The organism is Psychrobacter sp. PSi21 (assembly GCF_054960615.1).
This window is the reverse complement of the sequence record NZ_JBHNYR010000008.1, coordinates 14,456-39,725: the sequence shown is the minus strand read 5'-3', so window position 1 is coordinate 39,725 and position 25,270 is coordinate 14,456. Positions and strand designations below refer to the sequence as shown.

Here is a 25,270-nt window from a genome sequence, read left to right as displayed (position 1 = left end):
TATTCTTATTGCTAAGTATTACTTTGTATCCGTCATTCTTATCGAAAGTATGCCTGAGCAGACACAACCAATAAAAAACTGGATGGTTGGTCTATGATTGGCGCGCACTGTTTATGCTGCTAGCGTGCTATGCTGATGCTGAGCTAAATGATGTCGATTTTGATGTTGGTTTTGATGGCAGGCTCGTTTGGTCTTTTAACAATGTGAATGGATGGTGAGGTTTGAATGAGTGAAGCGGGACAACGCGTGATCAGCGCATTACGGCAAATGATTCTCTCTGGTGAATTGGTAGCTGGAGAGCGTATTGCTGAAATACCGACAGCTGAACGTCTGGGCGTGTCTCGTACACCGATACGTATCGCGTTTGGTGCGCTTGCACAAGAAGGGCTATTGATTAAAATCAAAAATCGCGGCTATCGCGTGCGCGAAGTGACGCCCGAAGAAATCAATGGCGCGGTTGAAGTCAGAGGCGTGTTAGAAGGCTTGGCTGCACGGCAGGCCGCGGAAAGAGGACTGACAGCAGAACACCGCCAAGGCATGGTGACATGTCTGGTAAGAGGGGATGCATTGTTTGCCAAGGGATATGTGACCGAAGAAGATCTTGAAATCTATCATGAGGTGAACCAACATTTTCATGCGTTAATTATTGCAGCCAGTCACAACCCCGCCATCGATATTGCAAAGACACGCAGCGAGCACCTGCCATTTGCCTCCGTCAGCTCGTTGGCTATTGATCGTAATAACTTGGCAGGCGAGTATCGGCGGTTTAATTTTGCCCATATGCAGCATCACGCGGTATTTGATGCAATCAGTCATGGTCAAGGAGCCAGAGCTGAAGGGATTATGAGAGAGCATGCCAATGCTACCTTGCGTTATGCACAGATATTCAGCTCCGAATTAAAAGATCCCGATACGATACGGGTCATCAGTGGCGATGCAAATGATGAGTAGAGGATAATGTGATGACTAAAAAGCAGCTGATGCCAGCAGACCATGATGATTACTGGATCCATTGGCAGCCATTCACACCCCGTATACATGAGCAAGCTATATAGGATCAAAAAAGATAGGACTAAAAAAGACCCAATCGGGTCTTTTTTTTGGGTAAATCATTCGTCATGTCTCTAAAGTTTACCGCGATAAAGGCCATGCTAGATACGACATTCAACTGAAGAGAATACGGCATAACTCGATTGACAAGCGAAAAAAAAGGGTGTAATTTAATTCATTATACGAACAATAATTCTTATATAGAACAATATTGGCAATCACCAATACTGGCTTGTAAGGATACAACGTACTCACATAGCGTACTCATATCGTCTCTAAGGAGAGAGCAGCATGGCCGCAGTCTATATTTGTCATCCAAAACGTTCAGCAGTAGGTCGCTACGGCGGCGCTCTGGCCGATATTCGTCCTGATGATTTGTTAGCGCAAGTCATCAAGGCGGTAATCGATGATGCGCCTGACTTTGATCACAGCGCGATTGAAGATGCCTTGATGGGCTGTGCCAACCAAAGCGGCGAAGACAACCGCAACGTGGCGCGTATGAGTGTGCTGCTATCAGGTCTACCAGAGACCGTCCCTGCCAATACCATCAATCGGTTGTGCGGCTCAGGTCTGGATGCGGTCGGCACCGCGTTTCGCGCCATTGCCAGCGGCGAGATGGATCTGGTGCTGGCAGGCGGTGTTGAGTCCATGACGCGTGCGCCCTTTGTTATGGGTAAGCCCGAAAAATCCTACGGCCGCAGCCAAACCTTGCAAGACACGACCATGGGCTGGCGCTTTATCAACAAAAAGCTAGATGCGCTCTATGGTACAGAAGCCATGCCGCAAACCGCGGAAAATCTCGCCAAACAATACGATATCTCACGCGCCGATCAAGACAGTTTCGCGCTATGGTCGCAGCAAAAAGCGGCGGCTGCACAAGACAATGGACAACTGGCGGCTGAGATCACGCCTATCACCATCGAGAGACGCAAAAAGGACGCACTCATCGTTGATAAAGATGAGCATCCACGTCCCGACACCACCATAGAAGCCTTAGAAAAATTGCGTCCCATCTATAAGGATGGCACGGTGACGGCTGGTAATGCTTCAGGTATCAATGATGGTGCAGCGGCCATGCTGATCGCCAGCGAAGCGGCCGTTGAAAAGTACGGTCTGACCCCAGTGGCAAAAATCGAAGGGATGGCAACGGCAGGTGTGTTGCCAGAGATTATGGGTATCGGCCCCGTACCAGCGACCCAAAAGCTGTTAAAGAAACTCGATTTGACGCTGGATGACATGGATATTATTGAGCTAAATGAAGCGTTTGCGGCACAAGCATTGGCTTGCTCACGCGCCCTTGGGCTGGATGACCGTGATCCACGGATCAATCCCAGAGGCGGCTCAATCGCCTTGGGTCATCCGCTAGGCGCGTCTGGGGCGCGTATCTTGATTTCAGCGGTTCACGAATTACAACGTACCGATGCACAGCGTGCGCTATGCACCATGTGTATTGGTGTGGGGCAAGGCATCGCGCTCATCGTTTCACGAGTAGGAGAAGAATAATGGCATTTTTAAAAACAGACGCGCATCTGATCGCTTACCAAGACAGCGGCGAGACGTACTTGCCAGCGCTTTTTATGGCGCATCCGCTCGGTATGAGCCGTGATGTGTGGGACACCGTATGTGATGGGCTGCATGGACATTATCGCTGTGTGCGCTGGGATTTCCCTGGTCACGGGAGTAGCGGCGCGGCTGCAAAAGGGCTGAGTGCCGAGCAGCTAGCATTGGATGTTATGGCGCTTGCCGATCACCTGCAGATTGAGACTTTTAACTTTATTGGTACGTCAATCGGCGGCGTGATTGGTCAGTCATTATGTCAAATCGCCGCTGAGCGTTTAGAGCAGGTATGGCTGACCAACACTGGTGCGGTCATTGGCACTGCGGCGGCGTGGGCGGAACGTGCGGCTAACGTGCGTCAGTTGGGCTTGGGCGAGATGGCAGCCACCATCGTACCGCGCTGGTTTGCACCCGCTTATATCGAGCAAAACCCTGAAGTCTCACAAGGCTGGCAAGTACAGCTGTCTCGTAATGATGACGAAAGCTACGCTAAGCTGTGTGAGGTATTGGCGCAAGTCGATAACCGTGGAAAGCTTGCAGATTATCCCAGTCAGGTATCGCTTATCGCAGGTGCAGAGGATGTCTCTACACCAATTACCGCACTAGAATCCCTACAAGCTGAATTTGCTGATGCAAGCCTAAGCGTCTTTGAAAGCGTTGGCCATGTGCCTTCTATCGAAGCGCCCTATAATTTGGTGGCGCATCTTCAGAATGATGCTGGCCGCGCCACCGTTGGTGAGACAGGCATCAGCTACGAGCAAGGTCTGACACAGCGCAAGCGTATTTTGGGTGATGCCCATGTCGAGCGCGCGTCCAAAAACGCCACAACATTAGACAGCCCGTTCCAGCAATTTATTACTCGTAACGCATGGGGCGAGCTATGGGGTGACCCTAGTCTCACCGTGCAACAGCGCAGCATGATTACCACGGGTATATTGGCCGCGCTTGGTCGTGATGGCGAGTTGGGGCTGCATTTGCGTACCGCCAAACGCTTGGGTATCTCTGAAGATCAGTTGCGCCAAGTATTGATGCATGTGGCGATTTATGCAGGTGTGCCTGCTTCTAATCACGCCTTTGCTTTGGCCAAAGACAATGGTTGGGGGAGTGCCTTGTTATGATAGCGCCTTATCATAGCTGGGATAGTGCCTTGTTATAAAGGTGGCACAGTCAGCCAGACGCCAGACATCAAATTTGTATTATCAGCATGGAGAGCAACGCAATGAGTCAACAGTATCCTCGTTTTTTGGCCCGCGATCGAGCATGGCAGCCTGCACAATACACCCCAAATTATAAAACATCAGTGAATCGCTCACCGCGCCAAGCGCTGATCAGCATTCAAAATGCCAGTCCATCTGAGCGTAGTGGTCCTATTTTTGATGGGCTTGAGATCGGTCAATATGATAATGATTTGCTGATGAACTTTCGCACCGAAGGCGCGATAGCAGGTCAGCCGATTGGTGAACGTATCATCATGCATGGCCGCGTCATTGATCAGTTTGGCAAGCCTGTGCCCAATACCTTGGTTGAGATGTGGCAAGCCAATGCGGGCGGTAAATACCGTCACAAAAAAGATGGCTATTTGGCACCACTAGATCCTAATTTTGGGGGCGTTGGCCGCTGTATCACCGATGCTGATGGGCGTTATCGCTTTCGTACCGTGCGCCCAGGCCCATATCCTTGGCCAAATGATATCAACTCATGGCGTCCCGCCCATATTCACGTCTCAGTGATGGGGCCGTCAATCTCAACGCGTCTGATCACTCAGATGTATTTTGAAGGGGATCCGCTGATTCCATTGTGTCCGATTGTCGATGTGCTCAAAGACCCAGATGCGGTCGAAACCATGATTGGTCGTTTAGATATGAGCATGAGTAAGCCGCTAGACTGCTTGGCCTATCGTTTTGATATCGTGGTGCGCGGTGCATTACAAACCTATTTTGAGGAGTAGATCATGTATAGCCAATACAAATTACAAAATGACATGGGTTTATTGCGCGAAACAGCGTCGCAGACAGCAGGGCCTTTTGTGCATATCGGTTTGGCATTAGAGATTGCCGGTTTTGAGTCGCGCTCAGATGAAATCTGGCAGGATCTGGCCAAAGAAGGCGCTGAAGGTGAGCATATCGAATTGGTCGGTCATGTATACGATGGCAACGGTGATTTGGTTCGTGATGCTCTGATTGAGATTTGGCAAGCTGATAGCCACGGCAACTATATTGCCAACTTTGATAATAAACAGCCTTTTAGCGGTTTTGGTCGCAGTGCTTGTGCGCTTGATGGCGACTTTCATTTTCATACGGTCAAACCCGGCTGCGTCGATTTTGACGGCAAGCTGATGGCACCGCACGTTAATCTTGCCATTTTTGCTCGCGGTATCAATATTCATCTGCAAACCCGTGCGTACTTTGATGATGAGCAAGCGGCCAATGATAACTGCCCTATATTGTCCAGCATTCCATCGGAGGCGCGCCGCCAGACTCTGATCGCCGTCAAAGAAGAAAGCGAGGGCAAGCCGCGTTATCGTTTTGACATTCATCTGCAAGGTGAGGGTGAGACGGTTTTCTTTGATTTTTAGAACCATGCTGATTTGTACAGGCTTGGCTTGGTTTTACAGGCTTGGTCATACAGAGTGGTTTTTGAACCGTTGCTAGTTTTTAGACAGATTTTGAGTCAAGGCTTTTGGGCAAAGTGGAATTTGCCACCTAATATATGAGAGGGATTTCATGACACACAAAACACAAGTGGCCATCATTGGTGCAGGCCCTTCAGGATTACTGCTTGGTCAGTTGCTGTCCAAAGCGGGCATTGATAACGTCATTTTGGAGCGCAAAACGGGCGAGTATGTCTTAAGCCGCATTCGCGCAGGCGTTTTGGAGCAGGGCACGGTCAACCTGATTCGCGAGTCGGGGGCAGGCGAGCGTATGGATAAAGAAGGGTTGGTTCATACGGGCACCGATTTTAGTTTTCAAGGCGAGCATTACCATATCGATATAGAAAAATATAGCGGCGGTAAGCACGTCATCGTTTATGGTCAGACTGAGGTGACGCGCGACTTAATGGAAGCACGCGAAAAAGTCGGCGGTACGACGGTTTATGAAGCCGAAAATGTCGAGCTCCATGATATTGAATCAGACAACCCTTATGTGACCTATCAGCACAACGGCGAGTCGTTCCGCTTGGACTGCGATTATATCGCTGGCTGTGACGGCTTTCATGGGGTCTCACGCAAATCTATCCCCGCCAATAAGCTAGAAGAATACGAAAAGGTCTATCCGTTTGGCTGGCTTGGGCTTATGAGTGACACCCCGCCTGTCAATGACGAGTTGGTTTACTGCGCTCATGAGCGCGGCTTTGCGCTGTGCTCGATGCGCTCGCCAACCCGCAGCCGCTACTATATCCAAGTGCCAGACACCGACAAGATCGAAAACTGGAACGAAGAAAAATTTTGGGCGGAGCTCAAACGCCGTATCCCGCCCGAGATGGCAGAACGCTTGGTGACTGGCCCTGCGCTAGAGATGAGCATCGCGCCCCTGCGCTCGTATGTCTGCGAGACCATGCAATACGGCAAAGTGTTCCTATTAGGAGATGCCGCGCACATCGTCCCGCCGACGGGTGCTAAGGGTCTAAACCTCGCGGCAAGTGACGTGGAAACGGCTTTTCGTTTATTTGTCAAAATTTATGAAGAACAGCGCACGGATTTGATCCCGCGTTATCAAGAAATTTGCTTGGCACGCACTTGGAAAGCGGTGCGTTTTTCATGGTGGATGACCATGCTATTGCACCGTTTTCAGAGTGCAGGCCGTTTTGATTTTCGCGTACAGCAGGCTGAGTTTGATTACTTTATCCATTCAGAAGCGGGCAAAGCCACCATTGCTGAGAACTACGTCGGCTTGCCGTTTGAGGCATTAGAGTAGGCCATTTGGCTTTGGCGACTTTATCGTCGCTATCCAACCTTTTTATATAGGATGATTCCATGTTAAATAAAGTGACAGAATCTGCCATTGAGGCCATGAGCCATATCAATGATGGGGCGACCATCTTGATAGGTGGTTTTGGTTTGGCAGGTCAGCCAACAGAACTGATCGATGCGCTCATTGAGCGTAATGCAAAAGACTTAACCATCGTCAGTAATAATGCGGGCAATGGTGAGACAGGACTGGCGCTATTATTAAAGTCAGGCTGCGTGCGCAAAATTATTTGCTCATTTCCGCGTCAGCATGACTCGTATATCTTTGATGATCTCTACCGCGCAGGAAAAATTGAGTTAGAAGTGGTACCGCAAGGCACACTGGCGGCGCGTATGCAAGCAGGTGGTAGCGGTCTTGGTGCCATTTATACCCCAACGGCTTATGGCACACTGCTTGCCGAAGGCAAAGAAACGCGCACGATTAACGGCAAAAACTACGTATTGGAATATCCCATTAAGGCCGATTTTGCCTTAATCAAAGCCTTTAAAGGCGATCGCTGGGGCAATCTGACGTATCGCAAAGCGGCGCGCAATTTTGGTCCCATCATGGCGGCGGCCTCGCACCATACCATTGCTCAAGTCAGCGAAGTGGTTGAGCTGGGCGCGATCGACCCAGAGCACATCGTTACCCCAGGTATTTTTGTCCACGAAGTCGTCTGTATTGAAGGAGAGGCATCATGAGTGAGTACACCCCACGTTCAGTCGATGAGATTGCCAAGCGCGTTGCCCAAGATATCGAAGAGGGCATGTACGTCAATCTGGGCATCGGACAGCCGACCCGAGTCGCTGACTTTTTGCCAACAGACAAAGACATTTTTTTGCACAGTGAGAACGGTGTGCTAGGTATGGGGCCTGCGCCTGAAGAAGCGGATAGAGATGGCGATTTGATCAATGCGGGCAAACAATACATCACGTTACTCGAAGGCGGCAGCTACTTCCATCATGGCGACTCGTTTGCCATGATTCGCGGCGGTCACATTGACTTATGTGTGCTTGGCGCTTTTGAGGTTGCCAAAAATGGCGATATCGCCAATTGGTTTTTGGGTCGTCCAAAGGACATTCCTGCCGTTGGTGGTGCCATGGATCTGGCTGTTGGTGCCAAAAAGGTATACGTCATCATGGATCATGTGAGCAAAAACGGCGATCCAAAAATCGTTGAAAACCTAAAGCTGCCCATCACTGGTGAAAAGTGTGTCAACCGTATCTATACCGATTTGGCAGTGATTGATATCACTGAGCAAGGGCTACAGGTTCGTGACATGGTTGATGGCTTAACCTTTGAGGAGCTGCAGTCAAAAACAGGTGCCAAACTACTAGAGCCATAGAGATCATCCATCAACATTGACAATGGCAGATACTCTACTATCAGCACAATATTTAACCATCAAGAAAGGATTTCATGATGACAAACAATCTATCTTTGGTAGCAGGACAGTCGATTAGACGCATCATACCTATTGGTTTTAATGCGGCGATATCAGCTGTTAGTGGCAGGGTAGGTGCGCTATGACTCAGCTTATGAAGATCAGCAGCCTCATCTCCAAACTGTGTCAACTTATTGGCGGGCTCAGTCTGGTCATCATGGTGCTCACCACCATGTTAGACGTCGTCGCCCGCTACCTCTTTAAACTTAGCGGTGGCGAGTTTGGCTTTACCGTCAAAGGCTCCGTCGAAATCGTCTCCTACCTCATGCTCTTTGCCATGCTCGCCGCCTTTGCCGCCTATGTCGAACGCTCGCAAATCATCGTCGACGTCTTCACCCAAAAGATGCCCCAATCTATCAAAGGCTACATGATGGGCGTCTTTATGATCGGCTTCTTTGCCATCGGCCTCATCTTTGCATGGGGACTCTATGAGAGCGCATTGGACGCCATCGAATACGGCAAAGTCACCCAAGACTTGCGTATCTCCATGATGCCCATCTACGCCTTTAGCGCACTGCTTAGCCTACTACTGGCCATACGTTCGCTTATCGAATCCATCAACATCTTTAAAACAGGCGAATTCTTTGACGCCGAGGAGACAGGCGCATGAGTCCAGAAATTATCGGCGCCATCGGCCTTGTCGCCATGATCGCCCTTGTCATCCTGCGCGTGCCCGTCGCCCTTGCAATGCTTGGCGTGGGACTGGTCGGCTTTGGCGCGGTCACCGCACCAAGCGGCGCACTACAAATGCTCAAAGACATCCCAATCGACGTCTTGGCCAAATATGACTTTAGTGCCATTCCCTTATTTATCTTAATGGGCGTCTTTGCCACCCACTCAGGCATGGCAGGTAAACTCTTTGACGCCACCCGTACCATCTTTGGCGGGGTCAGAGGCAGCCTTGGTATTGCGGGTATCGGCTCCTCCGGTATCTTTGCTTCCATCTCAGGGTCTTCTCTTGCGACCGCCTCTACCATGACCAAAGTGGCCTTACCGCAAATGGAGAAGTACGGCTACCAGCCAGGCTTTGCCTGCGGTATCTTAGCCGCGGGTGGTACGCTTGGTATCATGATTCCACCCAGTATTGCCTTACTGGTCTACGCCATCTTAACCCAGCAGTCGGTCGGTGATATGTTTATCGCAGGCTTTCTGCCGGGGATGCTGGGTATGCTCATGTACTCCATCACGGTCATGATCATGGTGCGCTGGAAACCGCATTTAGCGCGCCGCGGGGAGAAAACCTCATGGAAAGCCAAGCTGTTATCGCTCACAGGTCTGATCCCTTTTAGCTTTATCTTTATTGTGATCATTGCTGGTATCTTCTTTGGGATATTCACGCCTACAGAGGGCGCAGCCGTGGGCGCGTTTGTCTCTTGGGCCTATGCAGCGGTCAAAGGTATGCGCTTGCAAGGACTCAAGCAGTCACTGACAGAAACCTTGGCACTGTCGGCAGTAGTGTTCTTTATGCTATTGGGGGCAGAAGCGCTTGGCTACTTTATTTCTGTGTCGCAGATGTCCAATACGCTGGCGGCTTGGATTGGCGGTTTGGATGTGAGTCCCATGGTCATTTTGATTTGTATCTTGATCATGTATTTCTTACTGGGTCTGTTTATGGACGCCTTAGCGATGCTGGTGATTACCATTCCTGTGGTGTATCCAATCATTTTAGCGTTAGGGTTTGATCCTGTATGGTTTGGTATCGTAGCAGTATTGACGGTGGAGCTGGGTCTGATCACGCCGCCGATGGGGATGAATATCTTTGTGATTAAGGCGATGGCGCCGCATATTAAGCTTGGTGATATGTTCCGAGGAGTAGCGCCGTTTATTGTGTCGGATGTGATTCGGTTGGCGCTATTGGTGGCGTTCCCGGCAATCTCGCTGGTGCTGTTGAGTTAAGCCTGACTAAATAGGACAAAACAGGTAGTGGCGACATGGTGTGTCTATGTGTCCCTTATCCCCTCTATAGTGATAGCCATGTCGTCTTAATGACGGCGTGGCTTTTTTTGGTTTGGCGCGCTCGTTGCTGCGTTTGTTGCTATGAGTCGCCATGCTCGTTACTTTTTACCAAAAAGCATAAATTTATCAATCAATTTTATCAACTAAATTTATTAAATAGTGATTGATGATGTTTGCCTTTTTGGCTGTCCGATGTCGTATTTTTGCTTGATTGCTGTAGAATCCTTATAAAAAACTGAATTTAGCGTTAATACGAGACGTTTTATAGCCTTTTTTAGTGCTTTAATAGAAAGTAAACGGTTTAAACTAAGGTTTTAGATTAGAAATTGCTTTACATGTTATCAACTTTATTGATAATATTAAGTCAAGATCAGCAGTGCAGTAGCATTTGTTTTCTAAGCGATCTTATTCTGCCTGCTTTCGTTGGTTGTCTCAGTTATCTGTCTGGGCGCTAATGTTGATTTTTTATATAAGGCTTATTTTTATATCACTAGGAAAGTAATCACCCACATCATGGAGCAACACTATGTCAGATTATAAAAACCGCTGGACCACCGTCAAAGTAGAAGTGACCGAAAACATCGCTTGGGTGACTTTCAATCGTCCAGATCAGCGCAACTGCATGAGCCCAACGCTCAACCGAGAAATGATCGACATATTAGAAACGCTAGAGCAAGACCCAGAAGCAGGGGTGGTGGTGATCACGGGTGAGGGCAGTGCATGGACTGCTGGGATGGATCTAAAAGAATATTTCCGCGAGACAGATGGTCAGCCTGAGATTGTGCAAGAAAAAACGCGTAGAGACGCTTGCCGCTGGCAGTGGCAACTGCTGCGTATGTACAGCAAACCGACCATCGCTATGGTCAATGGCTGGTGTTTTGGTGGCGCGTTCTCACCGCTGGTGGCCTGCGATCTGGCTTATTGTGCGGATGAAGCCACCTTTGGTCTATCGGAGGTGAACTGGGGCATTCCACCGGGTAATCTGGTGAGTAAAGCTATGGCGGATACGGTGGGCCACCGCGAATCGCTGTATTACATCATGACGGGCGAACCGTTTAACGGTCAAAAAGCGGCAGAAATGGGTCTGGTCAATAAAAGTGTCCCGCTGGATGATCTAAAGGCCGAAGTTGATAAAGTGGCAAAAGTGCTGCTCGCAAAAAATCCAGTGGTGCTGCGCTATGCCAAAAATGGCTTTAAACGCTGCCGTGAGCTGACATGGGATCAAAACGAAGACTATCTCTATGCCAAGATTGACCAGTGCTCTATGCGTGATCCAGAGAATGGCCGCGCTGAAGGTATGCGTCAGTTCCTTGATGAAAAAAGCATCAAGCCCGGCTTGCAAACATATAAGCGATAAGGGATTTGTAACTGCACGCCAATAAAAACGTATCGAAATAACATTCGCCACTTGTGCCAAAAATCCTTTTATACAAAGGAATTTTTGGCGTTATCACTATCCTTTAACAAATGCACGCGCACAATATAACAACCATATTATCCGATAAAAGACTAGGGCGTGTTGAGTATTTACAAGTTGACGATCATGCTTATGTCCTAGCAACGAATTTTTAAATAAGCGTAAACCACTGTAGTACCACTTTGGCAAAGGAATGCCACCATGACTGACCGCTATAGGCATTGAATGATAGGCACTTAATTATAGTCACTTAATTATAGTCGTTCACTCTGGCGTAATAACGCAACTGCCATGATTACAACCGGCCTCTGGTCACCATTGTCACCATTCCCCGCCATTTTAGCCAGCATCATAAGTAGGCTATCAGTTTGCCACACATACCCAAAATAGCACCCAAATCACTTAGTGAACCTTTATGTATTGTGAGGGTATGGTTTGCCAAGCGGCGCAATATAAGTAGTATGGATGTTAGAGACACAAGGAAGACAACAATTAAAATCAATGGAGTAGATCATGACCCAATTTACCTATCACAGCTACCCAGAACGTGCCGTTGCTGTTGGTAGTAACGATGCCATCGTCCACCAAAAGCCTGATGCAGAAGGCGATATTTACTACATAAACGCTGCCACCCCGCTGGAGGACTATCCTGATTTTTTATTTGATAAGCTGTACGAATACGCCGAAAAGTATCCTGACAGAGTACTGATTGCGCAGCGGGCACTGGATGACGCCACAGGTAAGCGTGGCGACTGGATCAAGCTGACCTATAGCGAGGTACTAAAAAAAGCGCGTAGCATTGCTCAGGCACTACTCAAGTATGATTTATCAGAAGAGCGCCCGCTGATGATCTTGTCTGAGAACTCACTAGAGATGTTTTTACTCATGTGCGGCGCGATGCTGGCAAATGTACCTTACGCCTTGATCGTACCCGCTTATTCGCTGGTCGCCAAAAAGCCTGACAAATTACAGTATGTGATCGACAAGCTCACGCCAGCCCTATTTTATGCGGGTGACGGTAACGGGTTTTCACGTCAGCTTACGGCCTGTGGTCAGATGGACAAACCGATCATCACCTCGACCGGTCATATTGACGGCGAGCCGTGTCTGCATTTAAATGATTTGTTAGCGACCAAAGCCACAGACGCAGTTGAGCTGACCCATGAGCACATGAGCGCAGACAGTATCGTCAAATTCCTCTTTACCTCAGGCTCTACAGGCAGTCCAAAAGTTGTGCCCACGACCCACCGTATGCTGTGTAGCAATCAGCAAATGCTCAAGCAAGGACTTTGCTTGAGTGAAGATGAGCCGCTGGTATTGGTCGATTGGCTCAGTTGGCATCATACCTTTGGTGGCAGTCACAACCTTGGCATTGCACTATACAATGGCGGCACGTTTTATATTGATGACGGTCGCCCTGTGGCGGGTAAGTTTGATGAGACCATTCGCAACCTTAAAGAAATCTCCCCCAGTAAGTACTTCAATGTCCCCGTGGGCTGGTCAATGCTTGCCAACGCCTTAGAAGAAGATGAGGCACTGCGTGATAACTTTTTTAAAAAGGTCGATTTATACTTTTTTGGCGGTGCCAGTTTATCCGCCGAGCTGTGGCAGCAACTGGGCGATATCAGTTATCAACACTGCGGTGAGAGAATCCGCATCATGTCGGGTATCGGGATGACAGAGACCTCACCGTCTTGCACCTTTACCACAGGCCCCTCCAACGACACGGCGAGCTTTGTGGGCGTGCCTGCAGCAGGGGTTGAAATCAAACTGGTGCCGATGAAGGACAAGACAGAGCTGCGTATCAAAGGCCCTCATGTCATGCCAGGATATTGGCGGCATGATACGGCCACATCCAAGGCAGCAGACAGTTTTGATGACGAAGGGTTTTATTGTACTGGTGACGGCGTATTGCCTTACAACCCTGACAATATCTCAGAGGGCTTGGTCTATGATGGCCGTATCGCCGAAGATTTTAAATTGACCACAGGGACGTTTGTCAATGTGGGCGAGCTGCGCAACCGCATGGTGTTAAAAGGTATGGCGCTGATTGATGATGTGGTGCTGACGGGTGAGGGTAAAGCAGAGATCGGGGCGTTTGTCTTTGTCAAAGAAAAAATGGCGCGCAAGCTAACAGCGCTGCATGAGGCCACACTCAAGCAAGTGTTAGAGCATGAGCGGCTGCAAGCATGGTTTAGCGACTTTATGGATAGCATTAATGATGGCTATGACGCCAGCTCAAAAAAGATTACCCGTATTTATCTGATGGAAAATCCGCCCAATGTGGTTGAGGGCGAAAAAACTGACAAAGGCAACCTCAATCAGCGCAAACTGCGTAATAATAGAGCGCAAGAAACGGCTCAACTATACACAGATAACGCAGATAAATTGAGGTTTTTGGCCAAATAGCTTAACATGAAGCCCAAGATGGCCTCACAAGTGCTCGCAAGGAAAATTCATTGAACCACATATCATCAAGCAAGCCTATGGGCAATGCGCCAACCGTCAGCTATAGTGTTGGTAAGCTCGACAAACTCATCAATCAGCAGCTTAGCGAAGCGCTGTCAGAGATGGAGGTCAGCTTGCCGCAATTTACCATGCTATCAAACCTACATCTGCATGGTGAGATGGCCAATGCCAAGCTGGCGTCGCGTTCTTTTATCAGTCCACAAGCCTCCAACCAAATCATCAAAACCATGGAAGAAAAGGGCTGGATCAGTAAAAGTGACGATCCCAATCACGGGCGCATTTTATTGATTGGTCTGACGCCTGCTGGGCAAGCCGTCTATGAGCGCTGCAATGTCAAAGCGATGGCGTTTGAAGACAAAATGCTCGCGGGGCTACCTGCTGAGAATGTTATGATGCTGAAAGCCACCATACAGCGACTGATCGCAAACTTAAAACAAGACACCTAGAGTGTCTTCTTAATTCAAAATTAGAAGCATAAGCAAAACTATAAATAAAACCGATACGGTGTTATAAACGTATCGGTTTTATTTTAGGTAAGTTTTGTTTTGGACGTATGCTCAATACGATATCAAGGAAGCACGACTGCTTAGAATTTATATTTGGCCATCACCTCAACTTCTTGACCTTTTAAGCGCCATGGTAGGGTGGTATCACTACGATCACGCCACTCAACACCAACATCGAGATCGGGTAAGTAGGCATAGATCAGGTTGGCACTTTTTATATCGATCGATGTGTCATTATCATCGTCCACATTGACCTCGCCATAGCGCATATTGCCGCGTAGCTTTGGTGTAAATTGATGGCGATAACCCACACTAAAGCCCGTCTGCGAGACCAGCTCACCATTTTCGGCATCACAGTTGACGCTGACTGGCGTGAGCGCGCCTGTGGTACAGACGCCTGAATAAACGCCCATTCCTTCACCTGTATAGACACTACCATGTAGCGACCCAGCACCTATCTGGTACTTAGCGGCTAGTGACGCACCGATACCGAAGTCTGAATCTGAATCATCGGTAATACTAGTACTCGCTTCACGGCCCGTCACGGCAGCGGTGTAGCCAAAATCAGCGATATTGTCGCTATAGCTGACCACCATATCAGGTATATTGGCATCGTCATAGACAGGATCTTGCGCGGTCACCCGTAGGCCTTTATTGACATAATGAAAGGTCAGGTCGGGCCGCACATACAGCCCACTACCCGCGACAGTACCAAAGCCTGTACCATAAAAGTCAAGCTGTTCGGTGAGACGCGGAGCAACGGCAAAAAACTGACCGTTCCAGGTCTTACCTACCGTAAACTTGTCATATTGCATAAAAGCATGGCGTAGCCTCAATTCTGGTGTACCACTATCATAGCCTGCAAAATCGCCATAGAAGTCACCTTCAATAAAACCAGTTAGGGTTTTATCATCCACAAGTGTGGTGGCTTTGAGATTGATCCTTGATTCTCTAACGTTGCCTTCAAACTCAGAATCTTGGTCATCAGGTGAAATAAACATTCCTTCAGCTTTGATATAACCCCCAATACTTAACGTGGTGTCCCCATCGGTGATGACATCTATTGCTTGCACGTGGGTGCATAGGGTTAAGGTGGATACCGCAAACAGCACCGTCTTTAGATTACGCATATATTTCACACTCCGTGTTTGTTTTAAAGCCAAAGGCACCCGTGTCAAAAATCACACGCGCTATTCGTCACTGCTGGGTGCTGATAGCGACTTTGGCTCATAAAAACCGATAAAAATAGTGCAGATACTGTCATCTGACACCAACCAATTCCTTTTGTTTTTTACCTTTACGTGCTAACCACAACGCTTGAACGCTCGCTCTATATTGTTTGTTTTCTCAAGAATAACGCCCGCTCATAGGGCATCACGCCATGGCATAGAACCTTATCGCTTGCTGTATGCTGCTAGCGGCGTATGACACCAAGATGAGACAGACATTTAAATACGTATGACACGTACTGTTAAGCGCGCAATAAAACCCTTATGACTGATAAAAACAATACAGATGTTTACAAATCAATGAAGTTGTGTTAACTCGAATTACAAGATAGCAACTTATTGAAATTATTGTCAAGCTACTTTATAAAATTGTTTGACATATTTATACTTTTGACCGTAATATATACAAAATACAGGTAATTTCCCCGTTATTAGCTAAATTTATATATTTCTATTGTAAAGAAGGTTTATAATAAAATGAGACAAATCATCGCAAGTAACGTTTTAAATAAATGTCTGTATTTGAGTCATTTGCTTTGAATCACCTGCTTGGCAAAACAGCAATAACGATGTATTACCCTCAATCTATCAATCAAAAGGATTTGATTATGTCTAGCGAGCACACGTGCGCCAAAAATACCAGCGCTACGGTCAGTACCAACAACCGCTTCAACTTACGCCAAGGCATCTCGATGTTGGCATTATCGCTTATGCTACCGCTCAGTTTGACAGCGTGCAGCAGCGGCTCAGAAGCAAAAGAGGGCGGCGCTGATGACGTGGTGGTATTGCGGATGTCGCATTTTATGCCGGCACCATCGGCCATGAATGTAGAGATATTTGAACCTTGGGCCAAAAAAATCGAAGAAGAATCCAATGGCCGTATCCAAATCGAAAACTTCCCTGGATCGACGCTGACCAAGCCGGCGGATACCTATGAGGCGGTGGTAAACGGTAGAGTAGATATCGGCATACAGCTGCAAGGGTATACCAGTGGCCGTTTTCCATTATCACAAATCGCTGAGTTACCGGGTCTGTCCAACTCAGCCGCCCAGATGAGCTGCCTGATGCAGACCTTGTATGACAACGGCACCATCGCAGGCGAGTATGAAGACTCGCATGTTATATCGCTTTATGGCCTTGGTCCTGGCGCCCTGCATAGTGCCGAACTGATCAAAAAACCCGAGGATATGCAAGGTCTGCGTATACGCCGCCCCTCTGCGGTGGCAGGTGACATGATTGAGAGCATGGGCGCCGCGCCCGTTGGCCTGCCTGCGACCGATATCTATACCTCCTTGCAGCGCGGGGTCATCGATGGGTTGAGCTTGCCTTGGGATGGCGTGCCCATCTTTCGGGTGAATGAGCTGGTCGATAATCACACCAATATCCCGCTGTATTCCTCGAGCGTGGTCATCAATATGAATAAAGACAAATACGATGCTCTGCCGCCTGATTTGCAAAAAATTATTGATGATAATTCAGGCATGGTATTTGCCAAAAAAGTGGGAGACATGCTGACCGAAGACGATAAGGAGGCGCTGCAAGCTGCCAAAGACGCTGGCGACACCATCATCGATATTCCTGACCCACTCAATGCTCCAGCATGGGCGGGCCCGTTGAAAAAAGGCACGCAAAAATATCTGGATTCGGTCAATCAAAATGGCGTCGACGCTAATGCCATCTATGAAAAAGTACAAGCAGCGAGTAAAGCTTGTCAGGTTTAAATAGGCTTGAATGGCTCATGACACCCATTGGTTGATGTTCGATTTTATCAGAAGGAAGTTTTATGCATATTTATCACGCCCCGCTGGCAGACATGCGTTTTTTGTTGACGGATGTTTTTGATGCACCCTCATTTTGGCAGGCCAATGAGAGCCTACACCACATCGATATGGAGACGGTAGATAGCGTGCTAGATGCCTTATCGAGCTTTACCCAAAAGGCACTGCTCCCATTAAACCAAAGCGGCGATGAAGAGGGCGTGCGTCTTTCACATGATGCTGAAGGCTATGGTGCGGTCAATACGCCAACGGGATTTAAGCAGGCGTATGAGCAGTACAAAGCAGATGGCTGGGTGGGACTGGGGGCAACGCCAGAGTATGGCGGGCAAGGGTTTCCCAAAATGGTATCGATGTTTCAAGAAGAGATGATGTTTAGCAGCAACCAAGCGTTTGCCCTGTATCCCAATTTGGCCTTGGGTGCTGGCCTGTGCCTATTAAAATCGGCCTCCAAAGCACAAAAAGACAGGTATCTGGGAAAAATATATACGGGCGAATGGGCAGGGACGATGTGCTTGACAGAAGCACACGCAGGAACCGATCTAGGACTGATTAAAACTAAAGCGGTTCCTAACGACGATGGCAGCTATGACATCACGGGCAGCAAGATTTTTGTGACGGGCGGCGATCATGATTTGACAGAAAATATCATCCATTTGGTATTGGCAAAAACCCCCAACGCGCCTGCAGGCTCCAAGGGCATCTCTTTATTTATCGTCCCCAAATACTTGATTGAAAAAGACGCGCAAGGTCATGATTGTATCGGGGCTCGTAATGCCGCTTCGGTGGGCTCGGTCGAGCATAAAATGGGGGTTAAAGGCTCAGCAACGTGCGTGCTCAATTTTGATAAGGCCAAAGGCTGGATGGTCGGTGAGGAATGTACAGGGCTGGCCTCGATGTTTTTGGTGATGAACTATGAGCGTTTGGCGATTGGGATGCAAGGCATCGCCGTCACTGAGCTGGCGTATCAAAACGCCGCTGGCTACGCCAACGACCGATTGCAATCCCGTAGCGACTCAGGCATCAAAAACCCTGATAAAGCCGCAGATGCCTTGATTCATCACGCCGATATACGCCGTATGCTCCTTAACGCCAAGTCTCATGCCGAAGTGTCGCGCTGCTTTGCGATGTATGTCGCCAAACAGCTGGATATTGCCAAATATAGTGACGATAAGCAACTGATAGATACTGCCAATGCGCGCGTTGCCTTGTTAACGCCGATTGCCAAGGCTTTTTTAAGCGACAAAGCATTTGAGGCAACCGTTGATTGCCAACAAGTCTTTGGTGGGCATGGCTATATCTGCGACTGGGGCATGGAGCAAATCGTACGTGATGCGCGTATCGCCCAAATCTATGAAGGCGCTAATGGCATTCAGGGGTTAGACCTCTTGGGGCGCAAAGTTGCCAAAGATGGCGGCGCTATGCTGTTTGATTTTTTAGCTGAAATCCGCCGTTTTATTGGCGATATGTCAGGCGCGCATGGTATCAAGCAAGCCACATTGAGGGCGGCTGATGATCTTGAGCGCTTGACCCATACTTTATTGGCTCATATGAATGAGCGCCGTGATGATGTGAATGGCTGTGCGGTCAGCTACTTACACGCCACAGGCTATCTGTGCTTTGCTTATATGTACGCCATGATGGTGGCAGCCAGCCAGTATAAAGAAGGGGCGTTTTATGCCAATAAGCTGAAATTGGCAGATTACTTTATCGATCATGTGCTGCCACGGATGCAGACACATATAGACATGGCTCAATCAGGCAGCCAGTCTATGATGGCCTTTGATCTGGCTTATTTTGAACCTGCGTAAACCCATGAGGGATATCAATCGATTACCAATAACCCCATGAGACCATACACATTTGTCGTGTAGAAAATATCATTAATCTAGCCCTGCTGCTAGACTTAGACAAAACGTAGACCTCGTCTTACGTTGATTATTAACTGGCAGTTTTTATCATTATAAATAAGGAAGTTTTTATGTCGAACTATAACGATCTTAACCTCAACTACATCGCTGGCGAATGGCGCGATGGCACCTCAAGCCATGACATCGTGACCAGCAACCCCTTTACAGGAGATAAGATTGCGACCTTTAAAGCCGCCAGTTTGGATGATCTCAATGACGCGTATGTCGCCTTAGAGCAGGCGCAGCAAGACTGGATCACAACCAACCCTTACGCCATGAGTCACATTATCGAGCAAGCAGCGCAGGTCATTGTTAATCGCCGTGACGAGCTAATCGATATGTTAGTACGGGAGGCGGGTTCTACGGTCATCAAGTCCAGTATCGAAGTCGATGCCTGTGTTGGGGCGATAAAAGTAGCGGCAGAATATCCGTTTTTGCTTGAAACAACGGTCACGCGCTCTGCCATCCCTGACAAAATGAATCACATCATCCGCAAACCAGTTGGCGTGGTCACAGTGATTGGGCCGTTTAATTTTCCGCTGTTTTTGGCGATGCGTTCGGTCGTTACCGCGCTGGCAAGTGGCAACGCCGTATTGCTAAAACCCGCCTCCAACACACCCATTACAGGCGGGGTTTTACTGGCCAAAATATTCGAAGAAGCAGGGTTGCCTGCAGGCGTACTGTCCGTTGTCGTACCCAAAACCTCTGAAATCGGTGACGAGCTCTACACCCATCCTATCCCGCGTGTCATCTCCTTTACAGGCTCCACCGAAGTGGGACAGCGCATCGGTGAAAAAGCAGGTCGGGGCATCAAGCGATCTATCTTGGAGCTGGGCGGTAACAATGCGTTTGTCGTGCTGGAGGATGCTGATGTTGACTATGCGGCGCGCTCGGCAGTCTTTGGTCGCTTCTTACACAGCGGTCAGATTTGCATGTCAGCCAACCGTATCATCGTGCACGAGTCTATCTTTGATGACTTTGCAGCGAAGTTTGTCAAATACACCAAAGCGCTCAATGTCGGCGATCCAGCACGACCTGAAGTGCTGGTCGGGCCATTGATCGATGAAAAAGAAGCCATCCGTGTGGAGGAGGCCGTCAAACGTGCGGTAGAAGAGGGCGCTGAGATGTTACTGGAAGGCAAACGTGACGGCGCGCTTGTCTATCCTTATGTCTTAAAGAGCACTAATGATGGCTACTCTGCCTGTACCGAAATGTTTGGTCCCGTCGCAACGCTGATCTCCCATAGCGGTGATGAGGACGCCTTGCGAATGGCGAATGATACCGACGCTGGACTCAGCGGCGCTGTACACTCAGCCGATATCGCACGGGCGCAAAAATTTGCCGCTGGCTGGAGAACGGGTATGGTGCATATCAATGATCAGAGTGTTAACGATGAGCCGCGCATTGCCTTTGGCGGTGAGAAAGCATCCGGTATCGGTCGTTTCGGTCGTCATATCACCTTTGATGAGTTCACTACCTATCAGTGGGTATCGGTACAGACCGAGCAGCGCCACTATCCAATTTAAAGAAAAGCGCTTTAGCCAACCGCGCAGTTTTGTATCTACAAACCATGATGACCTTTTACGGTTGTCATGGTTTTGTTTTGGGTGAGTGTAGATTGAGGGATTTTGAGGTTAATTTTGATAGTTATATTTGACAAATGTAGGTAAGCTAATAGGGTTGTGAGTGCTAAAACTTCAATCTGCTGTCAACACGGAGTTCAAATGTCAGCGTATTTTGCCAAAATCAACTGGGTGAGAGACAGCCAAGAAAGCTATATTGATAATAAATATAGCCGAGGACACGAATGGATATTTGATGGTGGTGTCGTCGTCCAAGCTTCATCTTCTCCTTCTCCTCATGTGGTGCCTTTACCGTACTCTGTTGAGGCCAATGTAGATCCTGAAGAAGCGTTTGTGGCCTCTCTGTCAAGCTGTCACATGCTGTTCTTTTTATCTATCGCTGCAAAAAGAAAATATGTGATTGATTCATATACAGACAATGCAGTGTTAACTCATGAAAATCGGGGGCTAACTCCATGTAGAAGTCATTATATTTAACTGATTTTTGAATATGACATATAAAAAGGAGTGTATACGGGCTTGTATGATCAAGAAATAAGACATAAACTAAAACTTAAATTTAGTACTGTGCCGAACGATCCAAACGATACTCAATTAGAGTTAATAAAGCTTGATATTACAGCTTTAGTTGCGAAAGGTTCTACACCTACTTGGAATGATTGGGCTAAAATTGTAAAAAGGTATTGCCCAAGTGCTGGTACTTATATTTACAAAGGCGTGGGTACGTCAGATTTAATAAGACTTTTACAATTAGCAACTAAAAATTAGGATTGTTTATGAGTTTAGATAACTTTAAGAAAAAGCTTGAAGTAGATTTATTGATTACTGAATGGTCACCTTCAACGGCCGAACTAAGAGAAATTGCTAGACGCCTTGCAGAATTCAATGGTGATCCTAGCAAGTCAAATATCAGCAGAGTCGTATTAGACGTGGTTGGTTCATATGAAGCAATGTCTTTCGAGGGAGCAGATAACTCAGATTTAACGACACTACTTTTGCTTGCAACTAAAACGACTGCAAGTGATGACTAATGAGCAATCAGTTCTAGCTGCTGAAGCTGAAATAGAAAAACTTAAAAAAAATTATACGGATTATCTGAATCCTATTGTTTTACGGATTCGTAATGATGAAATAGAACCAACTCTTCAAGAGCTACTTACTTGTCAGCAACTTGGCACAAGATACTTCAATTTTATTGAAAATTTTGTTGGTAACAGTGATTTGCTTGGTGCTCATACTAATGGCAAATGGGTTACAGGGTTTGCTGAAACATGCCAAAGCGTTTTAAATGCTCTCATCTTACATTTTAATTTTCTTAGAAGTTACTCAAGTACACTCAAAGGTGCTCTAGAGCAACCTAACACCGGGGCATATGCAAATATGCAAAGGATGACCAAAGAATATCTTCCTAAAGATCAGTGGCAGGATTTAGAGAGTTTATTTACAGAAGCCTCTTTACCAATATCGGGGTTTAAATTTCCAGGGGCAAATGATTTGAGAGAAACACCTAAGTGGCAACTCATAACAGGGTTAGTTATTGGTATTTTATTTGCCTTAATAATATTGATCGCTGTAGTTTTCATTCCAAATCCAACGCCAACTCAGTTCTTTATTTTTAGAGGTGTTTTTGCAATTTCTTTAGCAGCAATAGCAGCAATTATTCCCGGTTTGCTAAACGTTGAAAGTCGGTTTCAAAAGTTTTCAATAAAAGCAACGGGAGCAATCGCTGTTTTTGTTATTGTATGGTTGTTAAACCCTCCCGCACTAATTGGGATTTAACAAGTTGTTCAAACGGAAAAGAAATTAGTTTTTACTTTTTTGTACTGCTTCTATCCAACTATTTTCAGCCTAATGTTTTGAGTTAGTTAGTAGAGCGTTAAATTTAAATAAAATAATAAATATGGAGAGTGATTTTGTTCAATTTATTGATTTCCCATAACCCAGAAAGCTGGAGTTTATCTCCATATGAGTACGACAAAAGCCGTGCTGTTGTGGAATATACCGCTAATGAGATAAGCGAGCGTTATAAGTTCTTTGATAAAAATGCTATCGAAGAATTAAAATCATTCCCAACCTTGTTTGTCACAGAAAATGAAGCTACAGAATCAAGAATTGGCTATATTACAAATATAAGGGTAAGAGCTAGAACTGTAGTATTAGACTATGAATTTGATCCGATATTGCCCGCCCTGCCAATTGGTGCAATTGATACAATACGTGTAGATATTGATTTAGGTGACTGGGAGTTATCTAGAACGCATTGGGCAGTAAAGGATGAACCTATATTCGACATATTAATTCAGCATGGATATATAACACAGCAGCAAGTGGAAGAGACACAACAAACAAGATCGCCAGAGCCTCCTGTCATTCCTCCTATTCAAGGAATGGGCGAAGGTTTTAATAACTCACAAGTCTTCATTGTTCATGGGCATGATGAGATTGCAAAGCTTGATGTAGAGAAATTTATAAGTAGTTTAGGTTTACAACCAATAATCTTATACAAACAAGCTAGCTCCGGAATGACAATTATCGAGAAAATTGAATACTACTCAAATGTTGGCTTTGGAGTTGTTCTATACACACCCTGTGATGTGGGGTCAAAAGCTGGCGCTTTATCTATGAAGTATAGAGCTCGTCAAAATGTGGTATTTGAACATGGGTACTTAATTGGAAAGCTAGGCCGTCCTAGAGTTACAGCTATCGTTAAGGGTGATGTTGAAACACCTAATGATATTAGCGGTGTTGTATACGTTGATATGGACACAGCCGGCAGTTGGCAAGACCAATTAAAAGTCGAAATGAGGAACGCTGGTTATCAAGTATAAATATAACACATATGTGCTTAAACTATTTTCAATAGGGATTCGTGTCCTTTTTGGCGATTTTCATACAGTTACGGTCAACTTCAAACCAATAAATAAATTTGTTTAGTTCATATGTCGATTAGCTATTACCAACGTCCACTCCTCGAACTGAGCTAAAACTCAACACTTACATAGTATAAACCCTTACTTCTCTTTCAATTATTCAAAACAACCTAACCTAGCATTTTAACTATTTCTAAGCTGAAAAATGCTCTTTAAAAATTCTATTTACAACAACAAAGCTCAATCGGTCATAACCGATTGAGTCAGTATGATCCATACCCTTACTCTATCGGAGAGGGCTTGCCATGCGGACTTGAGCGCATATATTGTTTAGGCGCTTTTACTGTTGCGCCAAGCTCTGCTGCCGCGTGCCACGGCCAGTGCGGGTCGTAAAGTATGCCGCGTGCTAGAGCAACCGCATCTGCTTGCTGCTCAGTGATGATGCTTTGCGCTTGCTCGGCTTCGGTGATTAAGCCCACTGCGATGACAGGTATGTCTACCGCTTCTTTTATCGCGGCGGAAAAAGGTACTTGATAGCTCGCCTCTACAGGGATTTGCTGCTGTGGGCTAAGTCCTGCAGTGCTCACATGGATATAATCACAGCCTAATGCTTCTAAGGCTTTAGCCAGCTCAATCGTTTGTGCAAGATCCCAGCCGCCCTCGACCCAATCGGTTGCAGACACCCGCACACCCACGGGCTTGTGGCTCGAAAATTCAGCCCGAACCGCGGTAAATACGTCAAGTAACAAGCGTATTCTGTTCTCAAGACTGCCGCCGTATTGATCATCACGCTCGTTAGATAGCGGTGATAAAAACTGATGCAGTAGATAGCCGTGCGCCCCATGCAGCTCAATCAAGTCAAGCCCCAGCGCATCGGCGCGTTTTGCTGCATGGACAAAATCGCTGATAAGTGCATCAATAGCAGGTTGATCCATCGCGGTGGGTGCCGTGTAGCTTTGGTCATAGGCAAGCGCCGATGGTGCGAGGGTTTGCCAACCATTTACTGCATCAGGGGCGATCTGACCGCCGCCATCCCATGGCCTTTTGCTGGAGGCTTTACGCCCCGCATGTGCCAGTTGGATACCTATCGGCATCGGACTATACTGTCTGACGGGAGTGAGCACTTCATCCAGTGCCGCTTGCGTCCTGTCATCCCATAATCCCAAATCCGCATAGCTGATGCGACCCTCAGGGTTGACCGCCGTTGCCTCTAAAATTAGTAGTCCTGCACCGCTCAAACTCATTTGGCCGACATGAATGGTATGCCAATCGCTTGCCGCGCCATCGTTGGCGGAGTACTGGCACATGGGGGCGATGATGATACGGTTGTCTAGGGTGAGTTGACCAAGTGGCAAAGGCGAAAAAAGTTGGCTCATAGTGACTCCTTAAAAAACGCGCCTACAGGCACGGAAGATAAAATACAAAAGCAATAGCGTTCCTCTTTCTCAATCCGCATCAGACACTACATCGGATCAGCCTTGGGCTACAGCGATGACCATGGTATCTAATGGTTATTTTTGCAGGGGGTGCTAAGAATACAAAACGCGTTGGAGTGTA

At 47.3% G+C, this 25,270-nt stretch carries 23 protein-coding genes; 21 read left to right on the top strand and 2 right to left on the bottom strand.

All coding sequences use genetic code 11. The annotated features are described in order from the left end of the window. Positions 1-225 precede the first annotated feature (225 nt). The 13 genes from ACFI32_RS07190 to ACFI32_RS07130 all read left to right on the top strand — a co-directional run bounded on the left by ACFI32_RS07190 (position 226) and on the right by ACFI32_RS07130 (position 14,286). On the top strand, positions 226-951 hold the full coding sequence (locus tag ACFI32_RS07190; RefSeq protein ID WP_462625837.1) for a GntR family transcriptional regulator: 726 nt from the start codon (positions 226-228) through the stop codon (positions 949-951). Between the two features lie 390 nt (positions 952-1,341). Next, positions 1,342-2,553 (top strand): 3-oxoadipyl-CoA thiolase, encoded by a 1,212-nt coding sequence (gene pcaF / locus ACFI32_RS07185; RefSeq protein ID WP_462625836.1) that lies wholly within the window; start codon positions 1,342-1,344, stop codon positions 2,551-2,553. Then, positions 2,553-3,725 carry an alpha/beta fold hydrolase gene (locus tag ACFI32_RS07180; RefSeq protein ID WP_462625835.1) on the top strand — a complete coding sequence of 391 codons (1,173 nt, stop codon included), beginning with the start codon at positions 2,553-2,555 and terminating at the stop codon, positions 3,723-3,725. The genes pcaF and ACFI32_RS07180 overlap by 1 nt, the downstream gene beginning before the upstream one ends. Positions 3,726-3,826: 101 nt before the next feature. Next, complete coding sequence (gene pcaH / locus ACFI32_RS07175) at positions 3,827-4,555, top strand: protocatechuate 3,4-dioxygenase subunit beta (protein ID WP_462625834.1); 729 nt, start codon at positions 3,827-3,829, stop codon at positions 4,553-4,555. Between the two features lie 3 nt (positions 4,556-4,558). Further along, positions 4,559-5,182 carry a protocatechuate 3,4-dioxygenase subunit alpha gene (gene pcaG / locus ACFI32_RS07170; protein ID WP_462625833.1) on the top strand — a complete coding sequence of 208 codons (624 nt, stop codon included), beginning with the start codon at positions 4,559-4,561 and terminating at the stop codon, positions 5,180-5,182. A gap of 148 nt (positions 5,183-5,330) precedes the next feature. Then, a complete protein-coding gene (pobA, locus tag ACFI32_RS07165) occupies positions 5,331-6,521 on the top strand; it encodes a 4-hydroxybenzoate 3-monooxygenase (RefSeq protein ID WP_462625832.1) in 1,191 nt (396 codons plus the stop codon). Positions 6,522-6,580: 59 nt separating this feature from the next. Beyond that, positions 6,581-7,255 carry a 3-oxoacid CoA-transferase subunit A gene (locus tag ACFI32_RS07160; RefSeq protein ID WP_462625831.1) on the top strand — a complete coding sequence of 225 codons (675 nt, stop codon included), beginning with the start codon at positions 6,581-6,583 and terminating at the stop codon, positions 7,253-7,255. After that, positions 7,252-7,899 (top strand): 3-oxoacid CoA-transferase subunit B, encoded by a 648-nt coding sequence (locus ACFI32_RS07155; RefSeq protein WP_462625830.1) that lies wholly within the window; start codon positions 7,252-7,254, stop codon positions 7,897-7,899. Before ACFI32_RS07160 ends, ACFI32_RS07155 begins: the two co-directional genes overlap by 4 nt. A gap of 181 nt (positions 7,900-8,080) precedes the next feature. Continuing rightward, positions 8,081-8,608, top strand: a complete 528-nt coding sequence (locus ACFI32_RS07150; protein WP_462625829.1) for a TRAP transporter small permease — start codon at positions 8,081-8,083, stop codon at positions 8,606-8,608. After that, positions 8,605-9,894, top strand: a complete 1,290-nt coding sequence (locus tag ACFI32_RS07145) for a TRAP transporter large permease (RefSeq protein WP_462625828.1) — start codon at positions 8,605-8,607, stop codon at positions 9,892-9,894. The genes ACFI32_RS07150 and ACFI32_RS07145 overlap by 4 nt, the downstream gene beginning before the upstream one ends. 586 nt (positions 9,895-10,480) lie before the next feature. Continuing rightward, positions 10,481-11,311, top strand: coding sequence for a p-hydroxycinnamoyl CoA hydratase/lyase (locus ACFI32_RS07140; protein WP_462625827.1), 831 nt, complete (start codon positions 10,481-10,483; stop codon positions 11,309-11,311). A gap of 573 nt (positions 11,312-11,884) precedes the next feature. Beyond that, positions 11,885-13,780: a feruloyl-CoA synthase gene (locus ACFI32_RS07135; RefSeq protein WP_462625826.1), complete on the top strand. Its 1,896-nt coding sequence runs from the start codon at positions 11,885-11,887 to the stop codon at positions 13,778-13,780. A gap of 50 nt (positions 13,781-13,830) precedes the next feature. Next, positions 13,831-14,286 carry a MarR family winged helix-turn-helix transcriptional regulator gene (locus ACFI32_RS07130; protein WP_462625825.1) on the top strand — a complete coding sequence of 152 codons (456 nt, stop codon included), beginning with the start codon at positions 13,831-13,833 and terminating at the stop codon, positions 14,284-14,286. 140 nt (positions 14,287-14,426) lie between these two features. Here the strand turns inward: ACFI32_RS07130 and ACFI32_RS07125 are convergent, their stop codons facing one another. After that, complete coding sequence (locus ACFI32_RS07125) at positions 14,427-15,476, bottom strand: hypothetical protein (protein WP_462625824.1); 1,050 nt, start codon at positions 15,474-15,476, stop codon at positions 14,427-14,429. A 791-nt stretch (positions 15,477-16,267) separates the two neighbouring features. Between ACFI32_RS07125 and ACFI32_RS07120 the strand changes: the two genes are divergently transcribed. The 8 genes from ACFI32_RS07120 (at position 16,268) to ACFI32_RS07085 (ending at position 23,671) form a co-directional block, all read left to right on the top strand. Then, on the top strand, positions 16,268-17,296 hold the full coding sequence (locus ACFI32_RS07120; RefSeq protein ID WP_462625929.1) for a TRAP transporter substrate-binding protein: 1,029 nt from the start codon (positions 16,268-16,270) through the stop codon (positions 17,294-17,296). A gap of 62 nt (positions 17,297-17,358) precedes the next feature. Further along, positions 17,359-19,161 (top strand): acyl-CoA dehydrogenase C-terminal domain-containing protein, encoded by a 1,803-nt coding sequence (locus ACFI32_RS07115; protein ID WP_462625823.1) that lies wholly within the window; start codon positions 17,359-17,361, stop codon positions 19,159-19,161. Positions 19,162-19,331: 170 nt separating this feature from the next. Further along, entirely contained in the window at positions 19,332-20,786 is a 1,455-nt protein-coding gene (locus ACFI32_RS07110; RefSeq protein WP_462625822.1) for an aldehyde dehydrogenase family protein, read from the top strand. Between the two features lie 198 nt (positions 20,787-20,984). Further along, complete coding sequence (locus tag ACFI32_RS07105; protein WP_462625821.1) at positions 20,985-21,320, top strand: OsmC family protein; 336 nt, start codon at positions 20,985-20,987, stop codon at positions 21,318-21,320. A 42-nt stretch (positions 21,321-21,362) separates the two neighbouring features. Next, complete coding sequence (locus tag ACFI32_RS07100; protein WP_462625820.1) at positions 21,363-21,611, top strand: hypothetical protein; 249 nt, start codon at positions 21,363-21,365, stop codon at positions 21,609-21,611. A gap of 8 nt (positions 21,612-21,619) precedes the next feature. Continuing rightward, complete coding sequence (locus ACFI32_RS07095) at positions 21,620-21,874, top strand: hypothetical protein (RefSeq protein ID WP_462625819.1); 255 nt, start codon at positions 21,620-21,622, stop codon at positions 21,872-21,874. Further along, positions 21,867-22,622: a hypothetical protein gene (locus ACFI32_RS07090; protein WP_462625818.1), complete on the top strand. Its 756-nt coding sequence runs from the start codon at positions 21,867-21,869 to the stop codon at positions 22,620-22,622. The genes ACFI32_RS07095 and ACFI32_RS07090 overlap by 8 nt, the downstream gene beginning before the upstream one ends. Before the next feature lie 134 nt (positions 22,623-22,756). Continuing rightward, positions 22,757-23,671 (top strand): TIR domain-containing protein, encoded by a 915-nt coding sequence (locus ACFI32_RS07085; protein ID WP_462625817.1) that lies wholly within the window; start codon positions 22,757-22,759, stop codon positions 23,669-23,671. Positions 23,672-23,994: 323 nt separating this feature from the next. Here the strand turns inward: ACFI32_RS07085 and ACFI32_RS07080 are convergent, their stop codons facing one another. Beyond that, positions 23,995-25,089, bottom strand: a complete 1,095-nt coding sequence (locus ACFI32_RS07080; RefSeq protein WP_462625816.1) for an NADH:flavin oxidoreductase/NADH oxidase — start codon at positions 25,087-25,089, stop codon at positions 23,995-23,997. Between the last annotated feature and the right edge of the window lie 181 nt (positions 25,090-25,270).